The organism is Rickettsia endosymbiont of Polydrusus tereticollis (assembly GCF_964026385.1).
Lineage (GTDB): Bacteria > Pseudomonadota > Alphaproteobacteria > Rickettsiales > Rickettsiaceae > Rickettsia.
This window is the reverse complement of sequence record NZ_OZ032142.1, coordinates 842,682-864,674: the sequence shown is the minus strand read 5'-3', so window position 1 is coordinate 864,674 and position 21,993 is coordinate 842,682. Positions and strand designations below refer to the sequence as shown.

The window sequence follows — 21,993 nt, the reverse complement described above, 5'->3', positions numbered from 1 at the left end:
GATTAATAAGGTGAAGAAATGTTGAAATAATTTAATATTTTAATTTCTAGATTTTCCATAATATTCGCTTCTTCGTCATTTTGATGGTCAAATCCGATTAAGTGTAAAATACTATGGATTAAAAGGTGAATAAAATGATTTTCAAAAGTTTTTTTCTGTTCAAGGGCTTCGTGGTAAATTGTTTCATAACCGAAGGCTATATCGCCTAAATACACATAAGGAAGATTAGCCTGTCGCTTGGTGTTTTTTGTTACCGCATCATTTAAACGTAAATCTTGCCAATTTAATTCTTCATGAGGAAAAGAAAGAACGTTTGTAGCTTTTTCCTTATCACGAAATTGGCTATTTAAATCTAGCATCCTTGGATTATTCGTCAATAAAATTGATAGTTCAAATTGCTTTATAGTAGCGAAATTATTAAATCGCTGTAATATATTATGAGTAATTTTTTTAATTAAAGCTTTGTTAATTAACTTATGTTCTTGCCATTTTTTATAATTTTTTATGAGTTCTATATTAATTATCATGTAATATACTTAAATATAACCTGAAGAGTTGTAGTTTATACCATTCCCACGTAGCAATGACGTTGTTGCGTAGCTCGAATTTTTGATGTCATTCTAGCTAAAGGCGGGAATCCAGAAAAAACACTTAAAATAAGCAAAATTATATAAAAATTTACTATATAATTCGCTTAAATATTCTCTGGATTCCCACCTTCGCGGGAATGACATACGGCACTTTTTTAGAGCCATGCAACAACGCTCATAGCAATACACTACGCCGGCATAACATTGATTAAATTTGCATTATTATAATTATTTTTCAGTTTTTGAAAATCCTCATCAGCATGGTAGGAGGAGCGAGTTAAAGGGCTTGCCGAAACCATTAAAAAGCCTTTAGTCTTAGCTACTCTTTCAATATACTTAAATTCTTCCGGCGTAACGTATCTTGCAACCGCCGCATGGTTTTTAGTAGGCTGTAGATATTGACCGATAGTTAAGAAATCAACTTTTGCTTCTCTTAAGTCATCCATTACTTGGATTATTTCGCTCGTTTCCTCTCCAAGCCCTACCATCATACCGGATTTAGTGAAAATTTCAGGAGATAATTTTTTTATATTATGCAGTAAACTCAAAGAATTATAATATCTTGCCCCCGGTCTTATCTTTTTATACAAGGAGGGAACAGTTTCAACGTTATGATTAAAAACGTCGGGCTTTGCTGCCGCTATTATTTCCGCCGCTCCGTCTTTTCTTAAGAAATCAGGGGTTAAAATCTCAATTGTTGTAGCCGGGGAAGAGTGTCTAATTTCTTGAATGCAATTAGCAAAATGCCTAGCTCCGCCGTCTTCTAAATCATCACGATCAACGGAAGTAATTACTACGTGCTGAAGATTTAATTTTTTCACTGCTTCAGCAAGGCGCTGAGGTTCATGAGGATCAAGCAAATCCGGTCTGCCGGTTGCAATATTACAAAACCTACAAGCTCTGGTACAAACCGAGCCTAAAATCATGACGGTCGCATGTTTTTTAGACCAGCATTCCCCTATATTAGGACAAGCGGCTTCCTCACAAACCGTATTTAATTTTAAATCTGTTATTAATTCTTTTGTTTCCCGGTATTGCTTAGAAGTCGGAGCTTTTACTTTTATCCAATTGGGGCGTTTTATTGGCAATATTGTCTCTATTTTCTCATTATGCAGCATATAATCAAAATATTTTTAAACCCAACGGTTTTTACTATAACGCAAATCGTGAATTGAAGCGATAAGTCTAAAATATGCTATAAAAATTATGAGGTCAATGTTAATAAAGAATAATTGTTGTATGGTTCTAAAAAAGTGCCGTATGTCATTCCCGCACAGGCGGGAATCCAGAAAAAACACTTAAAATAAGCAAAATTATATAAAAATTTACTATATAATTCGCTTAAATATTCTCTGGATTCCCGCCTTTAGCTAGAATGACATCAAAAATTCGAGCCACGCAACAAAGCTCGTACCTCCCCCGCCATGATGGATTTAAGTATAAAGGCTATAACTCTCTGTGTGGCTTTAGCACTGATTTTTTGTTGCCGAAAATATTTATTGTGGAAAATAGATTAGCCAGAGATTGCGGTTTTTTTAAATTACGTTTATAAGGCTTGCCGGTCACGAGAGTATAGCTTGTAATCAGCGATGGTATAACCTCGTTATAATATATTTTATAAAGGTCTTGCATAGTCGCCATTGTCGTTAAATAGCCCCACTTCATCACTTGTTGCGGAACTCTAGCTAGTGCTTCGATACAAGCGATAGCCTCTTCAATTTCCGGATTTTTATTTTTATAAACATCTGCCATCGGGGATAAGTTAGCTTGCATATCCTTAAACATTGCTTCAATCATTAATCCCATATATTGATCGCTTTTAAATTTTCTAATAAAAATTAGCTTATGTTTATCGGCATAATTTAAAAGCTGATATTTATATATAAAAATCATTAATTTGATCCAATAAATTTTTAAACCGTAAATATTATTTTTATGATAAAATTTAAGTTTTGTTTCATGTTGGATTTGTTTGTTCATACCGGCTTTAAGCAATTTATGAAGTAAAGCATTACAATTTATTATATCGTCTTTCCTGCTTTGGCGAGCCGCAGGAGTTGCTTTCGTACCGGAAAAATTAGCGGAATGGCGACCGACTTGCCGCCCCAAATTATCACGTTTTATATCGGCAAAATGACCGAGCTCCTGAGCTGCTATAATTTGCAGCCTTGCAACTGCCGACCAACCGTTGCCGTAAGTCGGATGGTCTTTATTTGTCTCGGCAAATGGATTCCCACCACATGAGACAAAAATAGCAACGTCTTTACCGTTAGTACTTTGCATACCGCTATTAGAGCCGGCACGCTGCCAATCGACAATATCCATCATGTCGCCGATATTATGGGAGTAAGTAATAAATACCTCGACTTTGTCATATAACAGCCATTTTATTACGATTGGGTGAGCCGATTGGACGAAAATCCGGGTTAATTTTTCTGTAACCTCTTTATTTACGGGGCGTAATTTATGTATTTGTTTTTTTAAATCGGCAAAAATCGATGCCATTTTTTTATCGGAAATTGAATTTTTATATAGAGCTTTAAAAAAATTAATAGTAGAGGGAATTAAAGCCGGCGAAGTTAATTCCTCTTTACTAACCATTAAACTAATATTAAATGCGGGATCGGAAAATCTTGCGAAATTACAACAATCATCCGTATCTATCCGTAGCTTTCCCGACTTAATCAATTGCTGTGCTAATAATTCATATTCTATTTGCATATCCTCGGCATAAATAGCAGGCACACGGTCAAGAATGTGATATATCGAACTCATAATTAACTTTGAATAAAGTTTATTTAAAACTTAACATGTATGGACCTCCCTAATAATGCAAGAAAAAAATAATATTTAATAGCAAAGAAGCAAATGCAGACATGTATCCGGCTTATAATTGATAAATTATTTCAAATTTATCATATAGCCCTGATGGAATTCGCTACCTACAAACTTTTACTTATCACTTTTGCGGCTTCATTAGAGCCTGTGTGTCAATCAGTTTTTTCATAGGCTAAGGTTTGTCTTATTTACCGTCAATATTATTTCTCACGCATATTCTAGGTTGGTATCTCTATATCATTCGTTTTATTTTATTATCTATTTATTATTAACACTTAATTAAATATTTAATACTATTAAGTTATTCATCTTTTATTAGCTACAAACTTTACTTTCATTATAATCGTTGCCGTTACGTAATACTGCAAATACTACTCGTGCCAATTTATTCGCTATTGCGACGGTAGTTTTATTATGCCCGCATCGTTCCGATAAATTAAACATCCATTCAGTAAATTTACTAAAGTCTTTTTTATTTTTTTGTGCTTCGGTTGTAAATCTTAGTTTAGCATTTAGCCCGGATATTGCATGAAGTGAGATTTAAAGTAAGAAATTGAGTAATTTATAATATTAGCAATGATACTTTTGTAAAAATTTTGCCAAAAAGTGCTTTGAAGCCGTTATTTTCAAATTTTAGATGTAATGCCCCTTACCCCATTTTTTCTAAGCACCGGGAACAGTGCTAATCTAGGTTATTCTAATGCTAATTTCTTCATCACATGATTCCATACCTGTCGGTAAGGATATGATGAAGATAACAAAAACTTAATACGCCTAGTATTACGGATAATTACTACCCCAATTTTTAATAATTTTAAACGTATTGTACCTATTTGTGCTTTTGCTAATGCACTACCTTGTAATAAATTACCTCTGATATATTCTACTAAAGTGTATGCAAGACCCGATAAAATCATTCTGAGCTGATTAGCCCACCATCTATGACAAGAAGTACGATCTGCAAATAATTCTAGTTGTTGCTCTTTTATACGGTTTTCCATATCACCACGACCACAGTAAACTTTGTCGTATAAATCTTCAGGTTTATCTGATAAATTAGTTACTATATACCTTGGATTTTCTCCAAGCATTGTCATTTCTGCCTTACCAATTATTCTACGTTCATGACTCCAACTACCAGCCTTATATGGAAACTCACTAAAAAGACGTTGCTTTTCTTGGGTTATAATAAATGCTGCTTTTGACTTCTCCATTGTAGATTTCAGTAACTCATTTAGTCTGTTATTTTGGGGCATTCCTACAATATATTTTATATTATGAATATCACACCAATCAAACATCTGATGACGACAAAATCCACTATCACCACGAAAAATAATCTTTACCTCTGGCCAAGCTTGGCGAAAACGTTTTACTAACAATGATAATATTGCCCAAGAATGTTTTGCTTGATCCTGCTTTGACGTCCTAAGATAACTAACTAACAGATGCTTTCCACAAAAAACATACAAAGGTAAAAAGCAATTATGACCGTAATAACCATGATAAAACTTACCTTCCTGTTGCCCATGAATTTCATCATCCGTAGCATCAAAATCAAGTATTAGCTGCTTTGGTACTATTTTATGAGACTTAATAAATTTATCAAGCATTAGTTCATGCACTTTAATTGCAAAGTGTCTATCAGCATTGTTTTCTATACGACATAAGGTAGAACTACTTGCCATATCATCAATTGTTTCCATAGCTGTTTGCATAGCAGGACATTTTCGTAGATAATTGTGGTCATTTAAATCTTCATAACCTAATGCAATACCATAAATTCGTTGCCTCAGCATTGTTGCCATATTATGGGTAATTTTACTACCATCTCGTCTATCAGGAAATATTTTAGCAAGCTCCTCTGTTATACCAAGCCTTTTATCTGCTTCTCTTAATAACAACACACCTCCATCGCTACTAATATCACCTCCAGTGAAATTTATCTCTATTGTCCGATTTTTTACTTTGGAAAACTGGTAACTATATGCTATACAATTTGTCATGACAAAATCCTTTGTATTATTCTAATGAAATACCAGTATTATACAGCTTTACGAGGATTTTGTCTCCTATATCTCATGCAATATCCGGGTTAGTACCGCTCTTGCTCCTTGAATTAATAAAGTACGCAAATAAATATCACCTCTTTTACTAATCCCAAGTAGCTTATCTTTACCGCCACTAGAATATTGTTTCGGTACTAAACCGAGCCATGCCGATAATTGCCTGCCGTTCTCAAAATATTTTGCATTACCTATTGCTGCTATTAATGCCGTAGCGGTAATTAAACCTATACCGGGTATAGCTGTTAATTGTTTATAATGTTCTAATCCACCGACTAGTATTTTTAATCGTTTTTCTAACTCTGTTATTTTTTTATCATTCTCTACAAATTCTTCTTTCAACTCACTAACCCGGATATTGCATGAGATATAGGAGACAAAATCCTCGTAAAGCTGTATAATACTGGTATTTCATTAGAATAATACAAAGGATTTTGTCATGACAAATTGTATAGCATATAGTTACCAGTTTTCCAAAGTAAAAAATCGGACAATAGAGATAAATTTCACTGGAGGTGATATTAGTAGCGATGGAGGTGTGTTGTTATTAAGAGAAGCAGATAAAAGGCTTGGTATAACAGAGGAGCTTGCTAAAATATTTCCTGATAGACGAGATGGTAGTAAAATTACCCATAATATGGCAACAATGCTGAGGCAACGAATTTATGGTATTGCATTAGGTTATGAAGATTTAAATGACCACAATTATCTACGAAAATGTCCTGCTATGCAAACAGCTATGGAAACAATTGATGATATGGCAAGTAGTTCTACCTTATGTCGTATAGAAAACAATGCTGATAGACACTTTGCAATTAAAGTGCATGAACTAATGCTTGATAAATTTATTAAGTCTCATAAAATAGTACCAAAGCAGCTAATACTTGATTTTGATGCTACGGATGATGAAATTCATGGGCAACAGGAAGGTAAGTTTTATCATGGTTATTACGGTCATAATTGCTTTTTACCTTTGTATGTTTTTTGTGGAAAGCATCTGTTAGTTAGTTATCTTAGGACGTCAAAGCAGGATCAAGCAAAACATTCTTGGGCAATATTATCATTGTTAGTAAAACGTTTTCGCCAAGCTTGGCCAGAGGTAAAGATTATTTTTCGTGGTGATAGTGGATTTTGTCGTCATCAGATGTTTGATTGGTGTGATATTCATAATATAAAATATATTGTAGGAATGCCCCAAAATAACAGACTAAATGAGTTACTGAAACCTACAATGGAGAAGTCAAAAGCAGCATTTATTATAACCCAAGAAAAGCAACGTCTTTTTAGTGAGTTTCCATATAAGGCTGGTAGTTGGAGTCATGAACGTAGAATAATTGGTAAGGCAGAAATGACAATGCTTGGAGAAAATCCAAGGTATATAGTAACTAATTTATCAGATAAACCTGAAGATTTATACGACAAAGTTTACTGTGGTCGTGGTGATATGGAAAACCGTATAAAAGAGCAACAACTAGAATTATTTGCAGATCGTACTTCTTGTCATAGATGGTGGGCTAATCAGCTCAGAATGATTTTATCGGGTCTTGCATACACTTTAGTAGAATATATCAGAGGTAATTTATTACAAGGTAGTGCATTAGCAAAAGCACAAATAGGTACAATACGTTTAAAATTATTAAAAATTGGGGTAGTAATTATCCGTAATACTAGGCGTATTAAGTTTTTGTTATCTTCATCATATCCTTACCGACAGGTATGGAATCATGTGATGAAGAAATTAGCATTAGAATAACCTAGATTAGCACTGTTCCCGGTGCTTAGAAAAAATGGGGTAAGGGGCATTACATCTAAAATTTGAAAATAACGGCTTCAAAGCACTTTTTGGCAAAATTTTTACAAAAGTATCATTGCTAATATTATAAATTACTCAATTTCTTACTTTAAATCTCACTTCATGCAATATCCGGGCTAAACGTTTGATAACTAAGTCGGCTTAAAGTTCCGCTATCTAAAATTTCCGTTAATTCGGCAGTAATTTTATTTATCCCTTGCGGAATAATTAAACCGAATTCATGCAATAATCCCCTAACCCGGATATTGCATGAGATATAGGAGACAAAATCCTCGTAAAGCTGTATAATACTGGTATTTCATTAGAATAATACAAAGGATTTTGTCATGACAAATTGTATAGCATATAGTTACCAGTTTTCCAAAGTAAAAAATCGGACAATAGAGATAAATTTCACTGGAGGTGATATTAGTAGCGATGGAGGTGTGTTGTTATTAAGAGAAGCAGATAAAAGGCTTGGTATAACAGAGGAGCTTGCTAAAATATTTCCTGATAGACGAGATGGTAGTAAAATTACCCATAATATGGCAACAATGCTGAGGCAACGAATTTATGGTATTGCATTAGGTTATGAAGATTTAAATGACCACAATTATCTACGAAAATGTCCTGCTATGCAAACAGCTATGGAAACAATTGATGATATGGCAAGTAGTTCTACCTTATGTCGTATAGAAAACAATGCTGATAGACACTTTGCAATTAAAGTGCATGAACTAATGCTTGATAAATTTATTAAGTCTCATAAAATAGTACCAAAGCAGCTAATACTTGATTTTGATGCTACGGATGATGAAATTCATGGGCAACAGGAAGGTAAGTTTTATCATGGTTATTACGGTCATAATTGCTTTTTACCTTTGTATGTTTTTTGTGGAAAGCATCTGTTAGTTAGTTATCTTAGGACGTCAAAGCAGGATCAAGCAAAACATTCTTGGGCAATATTATCATTGTTAGTAAAACGTTTTCGCCAAGCTTGGCCAGAGGTAAAGATTATTTTTCGTGGTGATAGTGGATTTTGTCGTCATCAGATGTTTGATTGGTGTGATATTCATAATATAAAATATATTGTAGGAATGCCCCAAAATAACAGACTAAATGAGTTACTGAAACCTACAATGGAGAAGTCAAAAGCAGCATTTATTATAACCCAAGAAAAGCAACGTCTTTTTAGTGAGTTTCCATATAAGGCTGGTAGTTGGAGTCATGAACGTAGAATAATTGGTAAGGCAGAAATGACAATGCTTGGAGAAAATCCAAGGTATATAGTAACTAATTTATCAGATAAACCTGAAGATTTATACGACAAAGTTTACTGTGGTCGTGGTGATATGGAAAACCGTATAAAAGAGCAACAACTAGAATTATTTGCAGATCGTACTTCTTGTCATAGATGGTGGGCTAATCAGCTCAGAATGATTTTATCGGGTCTTGCATACACTTTAGTAGAATATATCAGAGGTAATTTATTACAAGGTAGTGCATTAGCAAAAGCACAAATAGGTACAATACGTTTAAAATTATTAAAAATTGGGGTAGTAATTATCCGTAATACTAGGCGTATTAAGTTTTTGTTATCTTCATCATATCCTTACCGACAGGTATGGAATCATGTGATGAAGAAATTAGCATTAGAATAACCTAGATTAGCACTGTTCCCGGTGCTTAGAAAAAATGGGGTAAGGGGCATTACATCTAAAATTTGAAAATAACGGCTTCAAAGCACTTTTTGGCAAAATTTTTACAAAAGTATCATTGCTAATATTATAAATTACTCAATTTCTTACTTTAAATCTCACTTCATGCAATATCCGGGCTAATTTCATTAGCAAGTGCCGTACGATTTCTTACTAGTCTTGCTCTTATTCTATGAATTGACAAAATATCTTGTTGCTCTATACTCTTGATCGGAACAAATCTCATATTTGGTCTTGCTACCGCTTCGCATATTGCTTCGCTATCTGCTTGATCGTTTTTATTAGTTTTTACATACGGTTTTACAAATTGTGGAGCTATCAATTTAACCTCATGTCCTAATTTTGTTATTTCTCTTCCCCAATAATTAGCTCCTCCGCAAGCTTCCATTCCTACTAAACATTTTGGTAAGTTAGCCATAAAACTCAATACTTGATCTCTCATCAATTTTTTCTTCAGTACCGTCTTCCCGTTTTTATCTACCCCATGAATTTGAAAAATTCTTTTTGCAATGTCTATGCCAATTGTGGTAACTTCCATTTGGACCTCCTTATTGTTGTCTAGGATTAATTTCCTATTCTAGAACTATAACTACTGTTATTGATTCTGTATATAGGGAGGTCCATTCCATTACGCCTAGGGACTCTTGAAAGAAGTGATAAGTTTCCTGAAGTTCATCAATGCTATTATTATGATAGATTTGCAAGCGGAAGACTATAAGAGATAGTAGCTGTCTTGCAGTTTTGCTTAAGATTTTACCATTATTAGAGGTCAGATTATTCCATTCAGGTGGAATAAAATTCCCAACAAAATTGTAGAAAATAGTGGGATTTTTATCACCTTCATCATGGATTACACAATCAGGAGTGAAATGTGAGCAGCATATAGTGTGCATAAGACCTCAACTTAAACATCAGTTTATAAGAGGCACACAAGGCAATTATAGTACTATTTTTCAAAATGCAAGGAGCATATAGTGAGCATACGGAGTATGGAGATAAAATTAGCAGATTAAGAAAAGCTTGACTTTATACTGGTGGAGATGAAGGGAATTGAACCCTTGACCCTCTGCGTGCAAAGCAGATGCTCTACCCCTGAGCTACATCCCCTGTTATTTATTAATGAGATTTGTGAGGTGAAATGAGGTGAAATATTAAGATAAACTTTTTACTAATCCCCAAGCTAATGCTTTGCCGTTATTTCCTAAAACTAGATCGCCTGAACCTTCATATTCGGCTGCCAAAAAAGAAGTTTGAGCAGATATAAGCTTTACCGGCTTAATTTTCTGACCGTTATAAAAATATTCTTTAGCTTGCTCCCTAGAAGTCGGGTTATTTTTTGAAGCAGTTTTTGCTTTTGACATATAGAATTAATATTTATTTAAACTTAAAAGATAATATAAAATCTTTTTACTTATTTGTCAATAAGAAGGAGCGGTAAATTTAGAAAGACCGGCACAAGGAAATATAATTATTTACAAAATAATACATCATGCTATCATTTCGGTAAGGTTTTAATTATTTAAATAGAGGTAATAAATGTCAACTAACTTAGCAAGGTTATTAGAAGGAAAAAAAGGGTTAATTACCGGCATTGCAAACAACATGTCCATATCTTGGGCAATTGCTCAATTAGCCAAAAAACATGGGGCAAGGCTTGGTTTCACTTATCAATCGGAAATCCTTGAAAAACGCATAATGCCTTTAGCTGAAGAAGTAGATTGCGATTTTGTAACAATGTGTGACGTTACGGATGAAGATTCAATTAATAAGTTATTTGAAATTATTAAAGAAAAATGGGGAACATTTGACTTTCTCGTTCATTCTATGGCTTTTGCCGATAGAAATGAGTTAAAAGGGCGTTATATCGACACGAGCTTAGCCAATTTCCTAAATTCAATGAATATATCCTGCTACTCCCTTACAATGCTTGCAAAACATGCAGAGCCTTTAATGACTGACAAGGGAAGCATTATAACGTTAACTTATTACGGTGCTGAAAAAGTAATCCCTAATTATAATGTTATGGGAGTCGCTAAAGCTGCATTAGAAGCAAGCGTTAAATATCTAGCGAGCGACATGGGTAGTAATAACATCAGAGTAAACGCTATTTCGGCAGGACCGATTAAAACCCTTGCAGCCAGCGGTATTAACGACTTTAATTCTATGCTTACCTCTCATGAAGCAAATGCACCGTTACGCCGGAACACTTCAGGACAGGATGTAGCAGGAGCAGCGGTATATTTACTAAGCGAGCTATCTTCAGGCGTTACCGGTGAAATACATTATGTCGATTGCGGTTATAACATAATGGGCAGTAATAGGCTTAAAGGTTAGTATAGTAACGTTGTTGCGTGGCTTGAAAAAAGTGCTATACGTCATTCTAGCTAAAGGCGGGAATCCAGAAAAACCTTAATAAGCCTGGCTCGAGAAAAGTAGCAGTATGTCATTCCCGCGAAAGCGGGAATCTAGAGAATATTTAAGCGAATTATATAGTAAATTTTTATATAATTTTGCTTATTTTAAGTGTTTTTCTGGATTCCTGCTTTCGCAGGAATGACATATAGCACTTTTTTAGAACCGCAACACCAGAGACGCCTCGCCATGACGGTTTGGGTATCCATACAACAACGCTCTCAGCGGGTAATAGACAACAAAAGATAATTATCTGCTATTCTTTTTTTAAATTTATTGTTATTTTAATGACAAAGTTCTTAATTATAGTTAATATTTAACTTTTAATTATAGTTAAGATTTATATGAGCTTAATAGATAAATTGGTTTTAAACAACCAAATATATAAAGCTAACTTTCGACAGAATAAGCTTTTCAAAATCGTTAAAGAAAATAAATTAACCCGGATATTGCATGAGATATAGGAGACAAAATCCTCGTAAAGCTGTATAATACTGGTATTTCATTAGAATAATACAAAGGATTTTGTCATGACAAATTGTATAGCATATAGTTACCAGTTTTCCAAAGTAAAAAATCGGACAATAGAGATAAATTTCACTGGAGGTGATATTAGTAGCGATGGAGGTGTGTTGTTATTAAGAGAAGCAGATAAAAGGCTTGGTATAACAGAGGAGCTTGCTAAAATATTTCCTGATAGACGAGATGGTAGTAAAATTACCCATAATATGGCAACAATGCTGAGGCAACGAATTTATGGTATTGCATTAGGTTATGAAGATTTAAATGACCACAATTATCTACGAAAATGTCCTGCTATGCAAACAGCTATGGAAACAATTGATGATATGGCAAGTAGTTCTACCTTATGTCGTATAGAAAACAATGCTGATAGACACTTTGCAATTAAAGTGCATGAACTAATGCTTGATAAATTTATTAAGTCTCATAAAATAGTACCAAAGCAGCTAATACTTGATTTTGATGCTACGGATGATGAAATTCATGGGCAACAGGAAGGTAAGTTTTATCATGGTTATTACGGTCATAATTGCTTTTTACCTTTGTATGTTTTTTGTGGAAAGCATCTGTTAGTTAGTTATCTTAGGACGTCAAAGCAGGATCAAGCAAAACATTCTTGGGCAATATTATCATTGTTAGTAAAACGTTTTCGCCAAGCTTGGCCAGAGGTAAAGATTATTTTTCGTGGTGATAGTGGATTTTGTCGTCATCAGATGTTTGATTGGTGTGATATTCATAATATAAAATATATTGTAGGAATGCCCCAAAATAACAGACTAAATGAGTTACTGAAACCTACAATGGAGAAGTCAAAAGCAGCATTTATTATAACCCAAGAAAAGCAACGTCTTTTTAGTGAGTTTCCATATAAGGCTGGTAGTTGGAGTCATGAACGTAGAATAATTGGTAAGGCAGAAATGACAATGCTTGGAGAAAATCCAAGGTATATAGTAACTAATTTATCAGATAAACCTGAAGATTTATACGACAAAGTTTACTGTGGTCGTGGTGATATGGAAAACCGTATAAAAGAGCAACAACTAGAATTATTTGCAGATCGTACTTCTTGTCATAGATGGTGGGCTAATCAGCTCAGAATGATTTTATCGGGTCTTGCATACACTTTAGTAGAATATATCAGAGGTAATTTATTACAAGGTAGTGCATTAGCAAAAGCACAAATAGGTACAATACGTTTAAAATTATTAAAAATTGGGGTAGTAATTATCCGTAATACTAGGCGTATTAAGTTTTTGTTATCTTCATCATATCCTTACCGACAGGTATGGAATCATGTGATGAAGAAATTAGCATTAGAATAACCTAGATTAGCACTGTTCCCGGTGCTTAGAAAAAATGGGGTAAGGGGCATTACATCTAAAATTTGAAAATAACGGCTTCAAAGCACTTTTTGGCAAAATTTTTACAAAAGTATCATTGCTAATATTATAAATTACTCAATTTCTTACTTTAAATCTCACTTCATGCAATATCCGGGTTAAGTACCGACGCACAAAAAGAAAATTTCCTTAATTACTTTCAAATATGGTCAGACGAGTTTCAAAAAATGATTCTGGCAAGAATAGTCTTTTCTGAAGGCAAAAGTTATTCTAATCTTGCATGGCAGCATTTAGAAGAAGAATTCGGTCACAATTTACAGCTTTTAAAAAGCCGTAAAAACTATGTAGCTGTCGAAGACCCTATTTTTGAAGCATTAGCTAGTTGGTTTACTATGAAAATGTTAACGCTTAGCGATGCTGAGCGAACCGTACTGATACATTTAGTAATAGAATCCTGTGCTACTATATTTTATGAATATTTAGGTCCCATCTTTTTAGATAATAATAAAGAAGAAGAACATTTTAATACTCACCAAGAACTTGATCCGGAGCATGAACAAATCGGCATAGATTTACTAAAAAAAATGAATGTTACGGACTCGTCTCTAATAACCATCCAAAAAAAAGGCTGGGCGATGATTGAAGCTTTATTTACCCGCCTTGCCGAAAATTGTTTAGATTAGGATTTAGTATAAAATAATACTTAACTTTACGGTAAAAATGCTTTTTGAATAGGCAATAATTTCAAATCTGGTAGCATCGGCATAATTAAATCTATACCTTTTTTCTCGTTGCTATTGCCATGTACTAATATAAAAGAGCCTTCTTTTACAATTTCACCTTTGGCGAGCCAGCTTTTACTTCCAAGCGGAATAAGACCGAATTTTTTTAATTTCCTAACTAATGTCTTATCGGAAATTAAACCTGGAAAGCGGAAAAAAGGCGACGGTGCAATATTATATTGTAATAATATTTTTTCCGTTTCAAAAACTTCCTTTTCAAAATCGTTTTTATTAGAAAGTAGGAAATTATTTTCAAACGGAACATCCTTAAAATAAGGATGAGTAAGGGAATGATTAACCCAAGTTATTTGTAATTTACCGCTATCTTGTTGTTTTTTTAACCATAAAAATTCATCTGCGTGTTTAACTATCCATAACCCCGATATGCATATAGCGATAGGTAGCGGCTTATGTAATTGATCCGATAACTCCACTAATTTTTTAAAAAAATCTTCTTCAAAGCTTTTAGAAGAGGGACACATATCAATAGTTAGAAAGCAACCGTTTCTTTTATATATTGATTCGGTAGCACCATAATTTTGCTGGATGTAAGGAGGAGAACTATATTTATTTAAAGTTTTTAAATAAGGCGTTTTATTTAAACTTTTTATGATCTTACGCTGCTTTTTTTTATTACCGGAAAAGGTTACTTTATTAGCTAAGGATATTTCAGTCTTGAATGAATAAGGATCTACTAAAACAAAAAACGATTCTGAAAAATGCGTATAAGAACGGATAGCAATTTTTATTTTTTTATCTTGTGTAGAAACCGGTAAGAATATCGGTTTATAATCTTGTATGGCTTCAATTTTTTCCTTTCCATACGATGAGCTACTATATATAAAAATTAATATTATATAGATACATTTCAATATAGAGGAGGTAAAATATTTTTTCATTCTAGCTTTCCTTATTTAAAAGCTAGAATATACATGAAATATTTAATTTTGTTAAGTTATTTTTAGTAAAATATTAATTTTTATTAAATATGATCGACCACCTAACTATGTAACGTTGTTGTGTGGCTTCCGGAATCGTCATGGCGAGGAGGCTTTGTTGCATGGATCAAATTTTTGATGTCATTCCCGCGAAAGCGGGAATCCAGAGAATATTTAAACGAATTATATAGTAAATTTTTATATAGTTTTGCCTATTTTAAGTGTTTTTTCTGGATTCCCGCCTTTAGCTAGAATGACATACAGCACTTTTTTCGAGCCACGCAACAACGCCGCCACGAAGTGGATAATGAACTTACTTAAATTAATATAAAAACAATTTATTAGAGCTTTTATTGACATTTTTGTTATTATTTGCATTTGGATAGTGAGTATTAGTATTTATTGATTTTAAATACTTATTTATCGCTTGCGTAAATTCTTCAGTTTTATAACGGAAAAAATGATCTGCTCCGGTAACTATTTTATAATCAACTTTTATATGTGATTGTTGCTTAGATAATTTATTTGCTAATTTACGTACTTCCTCAACCGATACGATACTATCTTTATCGCCTTGTAAGATAAAGCCCGGGATAGGACACGGCGATAGAAAAGAAAAATCATATTTATTTACCGGCGGCGAGATAGCAATAAAATTATTGATTTCAGGACGACGCATTACCAACTGCATAGCTATCCATGCACCAAATGAAAACCCTAATATTAAATTAATACCGCTATTAGGGTTATTTTGCTGGAGCCAATCAAGGGCGGTTGCCGCATCTATTACCTCACCTACACCATTGTCAAATTTACCTTGAGAACGCCCTACCCCTCTGAAATTAATTCGCAGTACCGTAAAACCGTTATCGGCTAAAATTCTATATGAGTTGTAAACTACCTTATTATTCATAGTTCCCTCATATAACGGGTGTGGATGCAGAACTAAAGCAAGAGGAGCATATTGTAAAGCAGATTTTGTATAAACTCCTTCAATTCGTCCGATAGGACCGTTAAAATAAATTTGCGGCATATGATTTATAATAAATTTTATAGGTTAAAATATAACATATTAATTAATGCGGATCAAGAAAAGTAAATAAGCATAATTAATTTGATGTCATTCTAGCTAAAGACGCAGACGCCTCGCCATGACGATTCTGGAAACCATGCAACAACGCTCTATGGAAGCGGGAATGACATAAGAGGTGCAGGAAGGACATAGGAATATGCAGGCAATGCACCACGATATAACAAACAATACTACTTAATCGCTTCAATTAACTTCTTAACGCCGTCGACTGAATTGTTAAATAATATTTTTTCTTCCGTATTTAACTCTATTTCTATTATTTTTTCGACGCCGTTTTTACCTATAATAATCGGTACGCCGACATATAAACCCTCTACGCCGTACTCACCTTGTAAATAAGCAGCACAAGTAAGGATTTGGCGTTTATCTTTTAAGTAAGATTCTAACATCTGGATTGCCGAAGCTGCCGGTGCATAGTAAGCAGAGCCGGTTTTAAGTAATGCTACGATCTCTCCGCCGCCATTTCGAGTGCGATCGATTATTTGATCGATACGTTCCTTACTCGATAACCCCATTTTTATTAAATCCGGTATTGGGATACCTGAAATAGTCGAGTATCCGGCAAGCGGTACCATCGCATCACCGTGACCGCCAAGTACCATGCTAGTAACATTCTCTATGGATACTTTAAATTCATCAGCTAGGAAATAATTAAATCTTGAGGAATCAAGTACGCCCGCCATGCCGATAACTTTATGATGCGGCAAACCGCTAGTCTTTAGCATCACGTAAACCATAACGTCAAGCGGGTTAGTAATGACTATAACAAAAGCGTTCGGGGCATATTTCTTTATATTTTCCGCCACCGTCTTCATGATGGCAGTATTCACGCTAATCAAATCGTCTCTGCTCATCCCCGGTTTTCTCGGTAAACCGGCAGTAATAATTATTGCGTCGGAATCTTCTATATCTTTATAATCGTTAGTACCCTTTATTGTAATGTCAGAACCCGTAACCGCATTTGCTTGTGAAAGGTCAAGTGCCTTCCCTTGCGGCAAACCTTCCGCCACATCAAATATTACTATGTCACCGAGTTCTTTAATGCTAATTAGATGGGCAAGCGTTCCGCCTATATTACCCGCACCGATTAATGATATTTTAGGGTTTTTCTTCATTATTTCCTCCATAAATTATTTTTATGTTGCGTGGATCATACAAGTATGATGTCATACCGTGGCTTGTACCTGTGTTCTTGCGTAGCTCGAATTTTTGATGTCATTCCTACATCCATTTATGTCATTCCCGCGAAGGCGGGAATCCAGAGAATATTTAAGCGAATTATACAGTAAATTTTTATATAATTTTGCTTATTTTAAGTGTTTTTTCTGGATTCCCGCCTTCGCGGGAATGACATACAGTACTTTTTTCGATCCACGCAACAATGCCGCACGGGAATGACATCAGAGACACCTTAACCTTATGAATTCATTAAATCAAAAAATTCGCTATTAGTTTTAGTATTTTCTAATTTCTTCAATAAAAATTCCATTGCTTCCGTTTCGCCCATTGGATTGATAAGACGGCGAAGTACCCACATTTTCTTTAAAGCTTCTTTGTCAACTAATAGCTCTTCTTTTCTAGTACCTGACTTGGTAATATTAATTGCCGGATAAATACGTTTATCGGCAATTTTCCGATCTAAGACGATTTCCGAGTTACCGGTTCCTTTAAATTCTTCAAAAATCACTTCATCCATCCGTGAGCCGGTCTCAATTAAAGCCGTTCCTATTATGGTCAGCGAACCGCCATTTTCAATATTTCGTGCTGCTCCGAAAAATCTTTTCGGTCTTTGCAAGGCATTAGCGTCAACACCGCCCGTTAATACCTTACCTGATGACGGAACAACGGTATTATAAGCCCGTGCAAGCCTTGTTATCGCATCCACTAAAATTACTACATCTTGTTTGTGTTCAACCAAACGTTTGGCTTTTTCAATAACCATTTCGGCGAGCTGAACGTGCCTACTTGCCGGCTCGTCAAAAGTAGAGCTTACCACTTCTCCACGCACGGAACGCTGCATATCGGTGACTTCTTCAGGGCGTTCATCTATTAATAATACTATTAAAAATACTTCCGGATTATTAGTAGTAATAGCGTGAGCTATATTTTGTAGTAATACGGTTTTACCGGTGCGAGGCGGAGCAACGATTAAAGCACGTTGTCCTTTGCCCATAGGAGAGACTAATTCTATAACTCTTGTACTTAAATCTTTGCTGTTATCCTCAAGCTCTAAGCAAAGTTTTTCATCCGGATATAAAGGTGTTAGATTATCAAAATGTACACGATGATAAGATTTGGCAGGATCTTCAAAATTAACTTTATTCACTTTCAGTAAAGCAAAATAACGTTCTCCGGCTTTCGGTGCTCTAATTTGACCTTCTACGGTATCACCGGTACGCAAACCGAAGCGACGAATTTGGCTAGGGGAAATATAAATATCATCGGGACCGGCTAAATAATTCACTTCCGGAGAACGTAAGAAACCAAAACCGTCAGGTAAAACCTCTAATACCCCCTCCCCCAAAATTAATCCGCCCTGCTCAACCGATTTTTTTAAGATCGCAAAAACTAATTCTTGTTTTAATAAAGAATTAACATTTTCGATTTTTAGCTCTTCAGCTTGTGCTTGGAGTTCTTCAGGTAATTTCCCTTTTAATTGTTTTAAATTAATAACATTAGTAGTTTCTACGGGGATATTGTTTGTATTGTGTTCGTAATTATTAGATTCTTCTTTAGGTTCTTTATTTATTATGCTCATTGATTTTATTTTTTATGGATTTAGTTAAATATGGATGGATTAAATATTAGGTCTCGTGAATATTTTTATTGAAAGTTTATTTTGAGTAGCAACATTTACAAAGCTTATAACCTCAACTATTTTACCTCGTCATTGCTAGGAGGCTTTGTTGCATGGATCGATTTTACCGTATTATGATTATTACAAGTATGGTGTCATACCGTGGCCCCTCCCACGGTATCCAGAAAAAACCTTAATAAAAAGACTGGATGCCGTGATCAAGGAACTAGAATGACACCGTATGCTTTGCAAAAATTCGAGCCATATAACAAAGCCCCTAAAATAAGGGAATGATAATATAGTTTATTTTAAATTTTGTTCACAGGACCTAGATTAAGGATAAAATTAGATTTGTATACTGCTTAGAGTCAAAAATCAAATTTTATTTATGAATATGGCAAATGCGATAAACTTAAGTATATTCTAGCTTTAAATAAAATGAAAAATGATTTTTGAAAAATGAGTAGTTATATAGAACTCATCAGCTTTGCAAGCCATTCGGCTATGTTTATGCCTGACTATATTTATATTTGGTCTGGTATTAATTGAAGTTTTAACAAGTTAAGAGCTAATTGTCAAGTAATTTGTCACGCTATACTCTATAAGGCATTGTTACATGGCTCGAATTTTTGGTGTCATACCGGCGAAAGCCGGTATCTAACTTACTAGTATTGTTATATTGTTAAGTAGATTCCCGCTTTCGCGGGAATGACACAAAATGTAAAATCGAGCCATGCAACAATGCCGCTCTATAATCAGGTTACTTTTTATTATCTCTAATATCTTTAACCATAGTTTGCAATTGTACTAAATCTATTAAGCCGGGTATTAATCGACCGTTTATAATATAAACCGGAACGCCGTTAATTTTTAAATTTCTAGCTATTTCCATATCTTTCTCAATTAAGGCTTTAATTTCTTTACTATCTGCTATTTCTTCAATTTCCGAAATATTTAAATTATTTTCTAATAATAAGTCTTCTACCGATTTTTTAGTAATATCTTGTATTTCCATTAACCCGTCGTGAATAACTTTAAATTTAATCGGATTAACCTTATAAACAGCCAAAGCAACCTGTGCAAGATACGAAGAGGCGTTCCCTAAAATGGGTAACGGTCTTAACAACACTTTAATATTTGTGTCATTTTGTAATAACTGATTTATCAGTAAATCACTTTTTTTACAATAAGAACAATTATAATCAAAAAATGCTACTATCGTTATATCACCGTCTTCATTGCCCAGAGTCGGGAAGCTTTTAATATTCTCAATATCTATTTGATTATTTTTAATATAATCATTAACTTTATTTTCTTTTTCTTGGATTTTACGTTTTTGTAATCCTTCAATTGATTGAATAATTACCTCAGGACTATTTATTAAATATTCTTTTATAATTTCTTTAACCCTTTCTTCTTCATAAATTTTATCCACTGATTTACTTTCCGTAATGATTACGGACACCGGTTTTGCATATGAAACTTTCATAGTTTTATAAATAAATAAGGCCGCTATAGTAATTATAACTATAAATAGTATTTTACCGATGATATTTTGCATAATTTGTTTTGTTTAAACTTATAATATAATTTATAGAAAATTTATTTTTTAAAGTAAAGTATAACAGTAGCTTTATAGATAAAATAAATTAAGGCTCTGTTATTAAATATTTTATTTCTGCCTCATTAACCTACTTTGGTCTCTTTTCCAATCTTTTTCTTTAATGGTTTGTCTTTTATCGTGTAATTTTTTACCCTTTGCAATACCTAACTCAACTTTTATTTTATTTTTTTTATTAAAATATAACGAAAGTGCCACAAGAGTATAACCCTTTATCTTAACTTTACCGATTATTTTTCTTATTTCACTAGCATGCAAAAGTAATTTTCTGGGTCTTCTAGTCGTATGATTAAGTCTATTAGCTTGCTCATATTCTGCAATATGACAATTATATAAGAATATCTCATTTAATGAATCTGCCGCATGGCTTTCCTCAATTGAGGCTTTACCGAGGCGGAGCGATTGCACTTCGCTACCCTTTAATACTATGCCTGCCTCTAATCTTTCTTCGATAAAATAGTTGAACAGTGCTTTCTTATTTTGGGCAATAATTTTTTTATATTCACTCATAATATTAATTAGTTTTTTTCGTGCACCGGTATTTTTAACAATTTCTTTATAGCTTCTTCTATTTGTTGTTTAGTATTATAGCTTGCCTCCGTTAAAGGTAGTCTAATCTCGTTACTAGATAAACCTAAATAATGAGCGGCGTATTTTACCGGAATCGGGTTTGACTCAGCAAATAATGCTTTATATAAAGGTAGTAACTGCCTATGAATTTCAAGGCTACCTGCAACATCATTCTTATACCATTTATCTAATAATTCTCTGCATAATTTCGGCACAATATTGGAAGTTACGGAAACCCACCCTACTCCGCCTTGTGCACTATAAGCTAAAGCCGCTTCATCATTTCCCGTTAAAAGATTAAAGTCCTCACCCGCTACTGCTCTAACTCGAAGTGGACGCTCTAAATCTGCTCCACAATCTTTTAAAGCTACAATTCGTGGTAACTTAGCAAGTTTGAATATTGTCTCATCGGCAAAATCTACCCCGCTTCTACTCGATACCGAATATAGCATAATAGGCAGATTGCTTGCTTCATGCATAGCTTCAAAATGCTTATATATCCCTTCTTGAGTAGGTTTTAAGTAAGATGGCGGACTAGCCATAAAACCGTCAACTCCAATTTTTGTAGATTCAGCAGCAAGCTCTACGGCATAAGCGGTATTGTTCGAGGAGCAACCGGCTATCACCGGAATACGCTTATTAACGATTTCCATACTAGTTTGTAGCAATAATTTATATTCTTCAAAACTTAAACTACTCCCCTCGCCCGTCGAACCTGCGACCACCACGCCGTCAATTTCTGCTGCCATTTGATATTTAAGAATTTTCTCGAGTGACGTTAAATCTAATTTATTGTTTTTAAAAGGAGTTATAATTGCCGTGATTAAACCTTTAAATATATTCTGCATTTTATTTACTCTTTAATTCTTATGGTTTTATTAAATACGGTGTTATGCCGTGGTCAAGTCCTGTGT

Annotated in this window: 19 protein-coding genes, 1 tRNA gene and 3 pseudogenes; 5 read left to right on the top strand and 18 right to left on the bottom strand. The window is 34.1% G+C overall.

Annotated elements, in window-relative coordinates:
- Positions 1-2: 2 nt before the first annotated feature.
- The 6 genes and pseudogenes from ybeY to AAGD48_RS04055 form a co-directional block, all read right to left on the bottom strand.
- Positions 3-524, bottom strand: coding sequence for an rRNA maturation RNase YbeY (gene ybeY / locus AAGD48_RS04080; protein ID WP_341790729.1), 522 nt, complete (start codon positions 522-524; stop codon positions 3-5).
- A gap of 254 nt (positions 525-778) precedes the next feature.
- Positions 779-1,708 (bottom strand): lipoyl synthase, encoded by a 930-nt coding sequence (gene lipA, locus AAGD48_RS04075; RefSeq protein WP_341790533.1) that lies wholly within the window; start codon positions 1,706-1,708, stop codon positions 779-781.
- A 328-nt stretch (positions 1,709-2,036) separates the two neighbouring features.
- Positions 2,037-3,365 (bottom strand): DUF2748 family protein, encoded by a 1,329-nt coding sequence (locus tag AAGD48_RS04070; RefSeq protein WP_341790532.1) that lies wholly within the window; start codon positions 3,363-3,365, stop codon positions 2,037-2,039.
- Positions 3,366-3,743: 378 nt separating this feature from the next.
- Positions 3,744-3,872: a hypothetical protein gene (locus tag AAGD48_RS04065; protein ID WP_341790531.1), complete on the bottom strand. Its 129-nt coding sequence runs from the start codon at positions 3,870-3,872 to the stop codon at positions 3,744-3,746.
- A 248-nt stretch (positions 3,873-4,120) separates the two neighbouring features.
- A complete protein-coding gene (locus AAGD48_RS04060) occupies positions 4,121-5,434 on the bottom strand; it encodes an IS1380 family transposase (protein ID WP_341790530.1) in 1,314 nt (437 codons plus the stop codon).
- 90 nt (positions 5,435-5,524) lie between these two features.
- Positions 5,525-5,737, bottom strand: a pseudogene (locus AAGD48_RS04055) (transposase); the annotation flags it as partial.
- Between the two features lie 196 nt (positions 5,738-5,933).
- On the opposite strand from AAGD48_RS04055, the gene AAGD48_RS04050 reads away from it, so the two are divergent.
- On the top strand, positions 5,934-7,247 hold the full coding sequence (locus AAGD48_RS04050) for an IS1380 family transposase (RefSeq protein ID WP_341789277.1): 1,314 nt from the start codon (positions 5,934-5,936) through the stop codon (positions 7,245-7,247).
- A gap of 160 nt (positions 7,248-7,407) precedes the next feature.
- Here the strand turns inward: AAGD48_RS04050 and AAGD48_RS04045 are convergent, their stop codons facing one another.
- The gene (locus AAGD48_RS04045; RefSeq protein WP_341790529.1) at positions 7,408-7,533 is read right to left on the bottom strand and encodes a hypothetical protein; all 126 of its coding nucleotides are present in this window, start codon (positions 7,531-7,533) and stop codon (positions 7,408-7,410) included.
- Positions 7,534-7,633: 100 nt separating this feature from the next.
- Here AAGD48_RS04045 and AAGD48_RS04040 point away from each other — a divergent pair, with 100 nt between their 5' ends.
- Positions 7,634-8,947, top strand: coding sequence for an IS1380 family transposase (locus AAGD48_RS04040; protein ID WP_341789277.1), 1,314 nt, complete (start codon positions 7,634-7,636; stop codon positions 8,945-8,947).
- 178 nt (positions 8,948-9,125) lie between these two features.
- On the opposite strand, the pseudogene AAGD48_RS04035 reads toward AAGD48_RS04040, so the two are convergent.
- The 4 genes and pseudogenes from AAGD48_RS04035 to AAGD48_RS04020 all read right to left on the bottom strand — a co-directional run.
- Positions 9,126-9,542 (bottom strand): annotated as a pseudogene (locus AAGD48_RS04035) (IS110 family transposase); the annotation flags it as partial.
- 85 nt (positions 9,543-9,627) lie between these two features.
- A pseudogene (locus AAGD48_RS04030) lies at positions 9,628-9,897 on the bottom strand (hypothetical protein); the annotation flags it as partial.
- A 139-nt stretch (positions 9,898-10,036) separates the two neighbouring features.
- Positions 10,037-10,111: transfer RNA gene (locus tag AAGD48_RS04025), tRNA-Ala, on the bottom strand.
- A 44-nt stretch (positions 10,112-10,155) separates the two neighbouring features.
- Positions 10,156-10,365, bottom strand: a complete 210-nt coding sequence (locus tag AAGD48_RS04020; RefSeq protein ID WP_341790528.1) for a hypothetical protein — start codon at positions 10,363-10,365, stop codon at positions 10,156-10,158.
- 175 nt (positions 10,366-10,540) lie between these two features.
- On the opposite strand from AAGD48_RS04020, the gene fabI reads away from it, so the two are divergent.
- The 3 genes from fabI (at position 10,541) to AAGD48_RS04005 (ending at position 13,961) form a co-directional block, all read left to right on the top strand.
- Positions 10,541-11,338 carry an enoyl-ACP reductase FabI gene (gene fabI / locus AAGD48_RS04015; RefSeq protein ID WP_341790527.1) on the top strand — a complete coding sequence of 266 codons (798 nt, stop codon included), beginning with the start codon at positions 10,541-10,543 and terminating at the stop codon, positions 11,336-11,338.
- A gap of 608 nt (positions 11,339-11,946) precedes the next feature.
- Complete coding sequence (locus AAGD48_RS04010) at positions 11,947-13,260, top strand: IS1380 family transposase (RefSeq protein ID WP_341789277.1); 1,314 nt, start codon at positions 11,947-11,949, stop codon at positions 13,258-13,260.
- Positions 13,261-13,412: 152 nt separating this feature from the next.
- Complete coding sequence (locus tag AAGD48_RS04005) at positions 13,413-13,961, top strand: hypothetical protein (RefSeq protein ID WP_341790728.1); 549 nt, start codon at positions 13,413-13,415, stop codon at positions 13,959-13,961.
- Between the two features lie 26 nt (positions 13,962-13,987).
- Here AAGD48_RS04005 and AAGD48_RS04000 read toward each other — a convergent pair whose 3' ends face one another.
- The 7 genes from AAGD48_RS04000 to dapA all read right to left on the bottom strand — a co-directional run bounded on the left by AAGD48_RS04000 (position 13,988) and on the right by dapA (position 21,927).
- Positions 13,988-14,959, bottom strand: a complete 972-nt coding sequence (locus AAGD48_RS04000; RefSeq protein ID WP_341790526.1) for a hypothetical protein — start codon at positions 14,957-14,959, stop codon at positions 13,988-13,990.
- 361 nt (positions 14,960-15,320) lie between these two features.
- Positions 15,321-16,031, bottom strand: coding sequence for an alpha/beta hydrolase (locus AAGD48_RS03995; RefSeq protein ID WP_341790525.1), 711 nt, complete (start codon positions 16,029-16,031; stop codon positions 15,321-15,323).
- 230 nt (positions 16,032-16,261) lie between these two features.
- Positions 16,262-17,206: a malate dehydrogenase gene (gene mdh / locus AAGD48_RS03990; RefSeq protein WP_341790524.1), complete on the bottom strand. Its 945-nt coding sequence runs from the start codon at positions 17,204-17,206 to the stop codon at positions 16,262-16,264.
- Positions 17,207-17,508: 302 nt separating this feature from the next.
- Complete coding sequence (gene rho / locus AAGD48_RS03985) at positions 17,509-18,849, bottom strand: transcription termination factor Rho (protein WP_341790523.1); 1,341 nt, start codon at positions 18,847-18,849, stop codon at positions 17,509-17,511.
- 799 nt (positions 18,850-19,648) lie between these two features.
- Positions 19,649-20,449 carry a DsbA family protein gene (locus tag AAGD48_RS03980; RefSeq protein ID WP_341790522.1) on the bottom strand — a complete coding sequence of 267 codons (801 nt, stop codon included), beginning with the start codon at positions 20,447-20,449 and terminating at the stop codon, positions 19,649-19,651.
- Between the two features lie 111 nt (positions 20,450-20,560).
- Positions 20,561-21,019, bottom strand: coding sequence for an SsrA-binding protein SmpB (gene smpB, locus AAGD48_RS03975; protein WP_341790521.1), 459 nt, complete (start codon positions 21,017-21,019; stop codon positions 20,561-20,563).
- An 8-nt stretch (positions 21,020-21,027) separates the two neighbouring features.
- Complete coding sequence (dapA, locus tag AAGD48_RS03970) at positions 21,028-21,927, bottom strand: 4-hydroxy-tetrahydrodipicolinate synthase (protein ID WP_341790520.1); 900 nt, start codon at positions 21,925-21,927, stop codon at positions 21,028-21,030.
- Between the last annotated feature and the right edge of the window lie 66 nt (positions 21,928-21,993).